At 39.5% G+C, this 5932-nt stretch carries 4 protein-coding genes and 1 pseudogene; 3 read left to right on the top strand and 2 right to left on the bottom strand.

What is annotated here, in order from left to right; translation table 11 throughout:
- Both HMPREF9018_RS10620 and HMPREF9018_RS02760 read right to left on the bottom strand, forming a co-directional pair.
- Positions 1-161: pseudogene (locus HMPREF9018_RS10620) on the bottom strand (toprim domain-containing protein); the annotation flags it as partial.
- 21 nt (positions 162-182) lie between these two features.
- A complete protein-coding gene (locus HMPREF9018_RS02760) occupies positions 183-1592 on the bottom strand; it encodes a DUF3945 domain-containing protein (RefSeq protein WP_008447576.1) in 1410 nt (469 codons plus the stop codon).
- Between the two features lie 348 nt (positions 1593-1940).
- Between HMPREF9018_RS02760 and HMPREF9018_RS02755 the strand changes: the two genes are divergently transcribed.
- The 3 genes from HMPREF9018_RS02755 to HMPREF9018_RS02745 all read left to right on the top strand — a co-directional run bounded on the left by HMPREF9018_RS02755 (position 1941) and on the right by HMPREF9018_RS02745 (position 5693).
- A complete protein-coding gene (locus HMPREF9018_RS02755; protein ID WP_231551761.1) occupies positions 1941-4229 on the top strand; it encodes an outer membrane beta-barrel family protein in 2289 nt (762 codons plus the stop codon).
- Positions 4230-4365: 136 nt separating this feature from the next.
- Positions 4366-5250 carry a DUF6734 family protein gene (locus HMPREF9018_RS02750; protein WP_008447574.1) on the top strand — a complete coding sequence of 295 codons (885 nt, stop codon included), beginning with the start codon at positions 4366-4368 and terminating at the stop codon, positions 5248-5250.
- Positions 5247-5693 (top strand): hypothetical protein, encoded by a 447-nt coding sequence (locus HMPREF9018_RS02745; protein ID WP_008447578.1) that lies wholly within the window; start codon positions 5247-5249, stop codon positions 5691-5693. The genes HMPREF9018_RS02750 and HMPREF9018_RS02745 overlap by 4 nt, the downstream gene beginning before the upstream one ends.
- Positions 5694-5932: the final 239 nt, after the last annotated feature.

Below are 5932 nucleotides of genomic sequence, written 5' to 3'. Positions count from 1 at the left end.
CCGTAGGCTTCAGGCATGGCAAGGGTAATAAGGTGTCCCATTGCCCATGTAACGAGATACCCACTTCCTTCTAAATATCCGTCCTTCTTGCTATTTGCCCCAACAATGCGGGCTATATCTCTGGCTACCGAGGGTTTCTCGGCAATAATACAAGTTGTCATAGTCGATAATAGAATTAAGGGTTACATCTTACGTCCACGGGACTTCTTCTGTTTGTTCTCGTCCTGCTTTTGCTTTTGGGCAGCAGTAGGCTGTGTTTGCCCTGTCTTCAATGGCTCTTTCACGTTCTTCGTGGCTTCGTTGGTCTTGCCGTCATTATTGACCGCTACCTGTGTCTTGTGTTCTTCGGCTACGGCAACCACTTTTTCCTTGCCGGTTTCCTGCTTCTTGTCAGGATTCCACTTGTAAAAACGTGGGCGGTTCTGCTCCTTGTCTATACGAACGTAGGCGTTAAAGGAGTTTCCCTCCTTATCGACCATGTTTTTCAAATAGAGTGTGCGACCGCTATCCAATGCTTCACGCTGTTTTTCTGATAACTCCAAGCCGCAAAGCTTATGTGGGACACTTTGCTGCTGTGTCTGTTTGTGTTCCTGTCGTTCTCTTAAACTCTTGCCCTCGCTAAAGATGAACTCAATGCCCTTTCGCTCGGCATTGACCTGCAAGGTGGCGTTGAAAGACTTGCCGCTCTTGGCGGTCATACCCTCCACCTTCACGGCTTTGCCTTCCACAAGGTCTTTATACTGAGCGTCAGAAAGGGTAACACCCTTGATTTCCTTGGGGATGTTCACACGGTCGGCACGTAAGGCAACAATTTCGTTGGTCTGTGGATCGATGGAGACATAGGCAGAAAAAGCATTGCCGTTCTTTGGCGTTACTTCGATTGTCTTGTCAAGGTTGCCCGTAGTGAGTAGTTGTTCTTTCTCTTCGGGCGAGAACTTGTAGCCCATATAGGGGAAGTCGAGCTGTGGCTCCTTGCGTAAAGGGTGGATAGCCAAGCCGACATTTCCGCTATCGTCCGTACGAAAAGCAAGACGTGCTTCGGTGTAGATCGTTGTATCACCAATAGGTACGGCAATAGTAACAAGGTTACTCTTCTGCCAAGAAAGCATCTTTTCTAACTCTCCACTTTGTTTCAGTCGTTCACGGGTAAGACCGAGGTTGTCGAGTTGCTTCCAATCAATCTTTGATTCATCAATGACTGTGGCGTTCTTCTTTTTCGGCAGATAATCGTCAAAGGATACTCCAATCTCTGTCAGTTGCTGTTTGCTTTCTGGCTTTTCGCGGCTTTGCAACATGGTGCGAAGATTGTCCACACCTTGTTCTACATTGTTTGCCAAAACTTTGTACAGTCCGAAACGAGATGGCTCGTTGAACTGACGGAGAAAATTGCTCATGAAGTTTTTTAGAAGTCCGTCCTTGTTGTTAAACTTCAAGAACGCTGCCTGATTCGCAGCGATTGCTTCGGTGGTTTTAAGGTTACCCTTGTCGTCAATACCAGAAATTACGGAGAGTTTTCCCGCTTCTTGCTCATTCTTCACTTCAGTGCGGTCTTCCAAGACCAGCACGTAATTGTCATTGCTGTTTGATTCCATTGCTTAATAATTTTAATGATGAATACTGTTATCAAGCAGCTAAGTTATAAGTATATAAAGGTATAGGAAAGTTTTCTGGAAAAACAGGAAATATCGGGATTTTACGTGAAATTGAGTTTTATATTTGTAGATATTCTTGTAAAACATGTTATTATCAACAAAATGATACTATTTTGTATAAATAATTTTGTCCTCTCGAAAAAAAAATATACCTTTACACTTTAATTCTTCAATTCCTTATCCTGGCAATAAGATTTTTGATGTTTATTCTAACTTTTAAATAGTAATATAATGATACATTTAGATAGTTTGTTCTCAACAAAGCTGTTATTTATAACTATACTGCAGATGTCGACATTCCAGGCTCTTCTCGCACAAGATTTCAATAATGTTGAGGGAACTGTTATAGATAACTCTGGCGCCCCCATCGAGTTCGCCAATATTACGCTATTCTCTGCAAAAGACTCCACACTCATCACGGCAACATCCACCCTGGATGACGGAACGTTCTCACTTCAAGTCGTAGATAAGAATGTCCAAAGCACACTCCGTATTTCTTTTATCGGCTATAAAGAGCTTTGGATAAATAATCCCAAAGGAAATATAGGCAAGGTTGTATTGACCCCTATAGACCTCCAATTGAATGAAGTCGTTGTAAAGGGGACGCGGCCAATGGTTAAACTTAAAAATGATGGCATACAGGTAGACGTTTCTGGCACCTATCTCTCCCATGCAGGGACAGCTCTTGATTTGATTGGCAAGATGCCGCTCGTTACCAGATTTGGCACAGGCATAGAAGTACAGGGGAAAGGCACTCCACTCATCTATATCAATAATCGACTGGTACATGACCAGTCAGAACTTACTCAGTTGTCTTCCTCGGAAGTGAAGCATGTGGAAGTAATCACATCTCCTGGTGCACAATACACCTCAATCGCCAATGCAGTAATCCGAATCATAACGGTAGCACCTATCGGTGAAGGCTTTTCTTTCAACGATCGAACGACACTTGGATTCAAACATTACGCTTATCTCTTTGAACAAACAAATCTCAATTACCGACGCAACGGCTTTGACCTTTTCGGGACACTAAACTATGAGAACTATCGTGAGCGTCTATTCTATGAAAACAGCATTAAACAATACTTGCCAGCAACAACTATCGAACAACACAATACGGGTAAAGAATTCTCCAAATATCCTGTCTACGCAGGAAAGATTGGACTCAACTATAACCATAAGACGCAGAGTTTCGGCATGTTTTACGATTTCAAGTTCAAACCTTCCATGTCATCTGGTCCATCAGAGAACTCACGTTATAACGACAATTTGTTTAAAGAGCGTCTTGACAACACATTCACCGCCAATCGCCATAATCGCCAACATTTGCTGAGTGCCTATTATTTAGGAACCGTGGGCAAATGGCAATTGTCCGTAAACATCGATGCTTTGTGGCAAATTAACGACCGTAATACAGACGAACAGGAATTGTCATCACTTTATCCAGCGCGCAGCTTTACGACAGCAAGCAATGTCTGCAATCGCTTAATTGCTGGCAACGCAACAGCTTCTTATCCAGTATGGAAAGGTGACCTGCGCTTTGGCACAGAGTTCAGCAACATACACCGTACTGATCTATACGTAGGTAGCACAAGCTATATTACCAGCAATGACAACCAAGTTGAAGAAATTACAACTGCTATGTTTGTCGAAAGTAACCAGACTTTTGGTAGTGTATCAGCCAACATAGGCTTGCGGTGGGAATCCACTGGCGCTAAGTTCTACCAGTTTGACGTATACTCGCCAGATCAAAGCCGTACGTATCACAACATTGCTCCTACGGTATCGCTCTCGTTTCCTGTTAGAAAGGTAAAGATGAGCCTATCTTACACGCGCAAAACTTCACGCCCAGCCTTTGAACAACTAAGTTCCGCTGTGAAATATATCGATCGTTACACCTACGAGTCGGGCAATCCCAATCTACGCCCTATTTATCGTGACTATCTCTCGCTCTCATCTTCTTGGAAGGAACTTTTTGTAGAACTGGAATACACCTCCACCAATAATTACTTTATGTGGCAGACAATTTCCTATCCTGGTAACTCCGAGGCTACACTGCTGACCATGCAAAATATGCCACGCTTTCATTCTTTCAGTGCCATTGTCAACTATTCGCCTACATTCTTCGGATGCTGGCATCCTGTTTGGACGGCTGGTATCACATGGCAGGATTTCCAGCTGACACATCATGGTGAACCAATGAAGCTCAACCATCCGTTGGGCATTTTCCGATTTAACAACAGTATTCATCTCCCATGGGATGTGTGGCTGAACGTGGATGTCTCCGTCCGCACCTCAGGCAATGGCGACAATGCCTACATACAAAGCTATTGGATCAATAACCTTGGATTGTACAAGTCTTTCCATAATGACGCATGGAGTATCAAACTACAACTCAATGATCTCTTTGGCACATTACGACAGAATTTTATCACCTACGATGCCCTAACACGTACAATGGTGAACAAATTCTACGATACACGTGATTTCTCCGTCACCTTTCGCTACAACTTCAATGCTGCCCATTCTCGGTATAAGGGGAGTGGTGCTGGTAATATAGAGAAGAATCGGTTTTAAATAGCATCTTATATTTTTTTAGGACATCAAAAACAGCATCTTAAAATTCTTTCTCAAAAAGTATAGTTTTCTATCGATAATGAGTCACAATATATAGAATTATATGTTTACAATTAATTTATAATTATCAATCATAATGGTTACTGAATTAGTCCATAGTTACTGGTCTAAACCTTATTTTAGACCAGAAGCAGATAAAGGAGGATGGAATAAAAGATTATTTCATTATATGAGTTGTGCGTTTAGCTGTCTAAAATTCAGCGAGTTTCATAAAATTAATCTTGTGACAGATAAGCATGGAAAAGAATTATTTATCGATAAGATTGGCCTTCCTTACAATAAAGTGACAACCTCATTAGATGAGCTGAATACTATATATCCAGAATATCTTTGGGCTATTGGTAAAATATACACATACTCTCTGATAAAAGAACCATTCATACATGTGGATAATGACATTTACATATGGAAACCTTTAAAGAAACAACTATTTGAATCCAAATTAGTAGCACATAATTTGGAGGTTTCCTATCCTCATAACAAACAATTTTTTCAAGATATTCTAAAAAAATTTCACTATGTTCCAGATCTTCTTAAAGAAGCATTTGTTAAAACAGACAGCATTATTGAGATTAATGCAGGGATTCTTGGAGGAACTGATATAAGTTTTTTTCAGGAATATTGTAAATTGGCATTTGATTTTGTGGATAAAAACATTGATGTTATTCGAACATTAGAACGTCCTGGTATGTTTAATGTTATTTACGAGCAATTTCTATTTTATGCATTGGCTCAGTCCAAAAATATAAAAATTGAGTACTTGATAGATGAAGATGTAGACGAACATTTTCTTGGTTTGACAGATTTTTGGGAAACTCCCCATAGACAGCAATACATTCATGCTGTTGGTGCTTATAAGACATGGTATATTATTGGAGAACAAATGGCACATCGATTGTACATAGAATATCCTGACTACTTTCAACGAATATTAGATTTATATAAAAAAGGTGAACTATGAATTATCCTTTATATTTAGCAAGTGATGCCAAATATTTTCTTAATAAATGGCAGTCCGAAATTGGTCGTATAAGAGAAACAGAAGTTTGTATTGTACGCCAGAACCTCAAAATGCTATATTCATCATATAATGTGATGGATATTTCCATTATCCCCTCGCCTCTACTTGAATTAAGATCATATCTAGTAGGAGATAAAATTACACCTCATGTAATACTTCCCAAATATATTGCTACTGGAAATTTGGAATTTTATTGGGCTGAACTTTCTGGAGTTGATTTATTTCTTACTTCGCTATGTAAATACAATCATCCTATAAGTGGTAATGAAATTCACAGAATAGCATGCGACACAACTGACATGAAGCAAGATAGGTTATACTCTCGCCTGAATGTTGTTATTCGCAAATTTTTAAGTTATCAGTATATCTCATTGAATGTATAATAAGGAGATATATAACTTATGATTCACATAATACTAAATGAATAAGTCGTGTTGTTTCTTTTAGGAACTAATTATTCTAAAAAATAACAAAGAGAAAAAAAGATAAATTCGAAGATTAAGGCCTCACAATAAACTCTCGTTATTCTTTGGAGAATCGTATTTTTTTTGTACTTTTGTAGAGTCTAAGTTAAATTAGGCGCATCAAAGAAAATCGAAATTATAAATTTGTAAAATAAGTA

It is taken from the genome of Prevotella amnii CRIS 21A-A, assembly GCF_000177355.1.
GTDB classification, from domain to species: Bacteria; Bacteroidota; Bacteroidia; order Bacteroidales; family Bacteroidaceae; genus Prevotella; species Prevotella amnii.
The sequence above is the reverse complement of the archived record's forward strand: the minus strand, read 5'-3'. Positions and strand labels throughout refer to the sequence as shown.

Coding starts and splice junctions, on each gene's coding strand:
- HMPREF9018_RS02760 (WP_008447576.1), bottom strand. CDS start 1,592: ATGGAATCAAACAGCAATGACAATTACGTGCTGGTCTTGGAAGACCGC.
- HMPREF9018_RS02755 (WP_231551761.1), top strand. CDS start 1,941: ATGTCGACATTCCAGGCTCTTCTCGCACAAGATTTCAATAATGTTGAG.
- HMPREF9018_RS02750 (WP_008447574.1), top strand. CDS start 4,366: ATGGTTACTGAATTAGTCCATAGTTACTGGTCTAAACCTTATTTTAGA.
- HMPREF9018_RS02745 (WP_008447578.1), top strand. CDS start 5,247: ATGAATTATCCTTTATATTTAGCAAGTGATGCCAAATATTTTCTTAAT.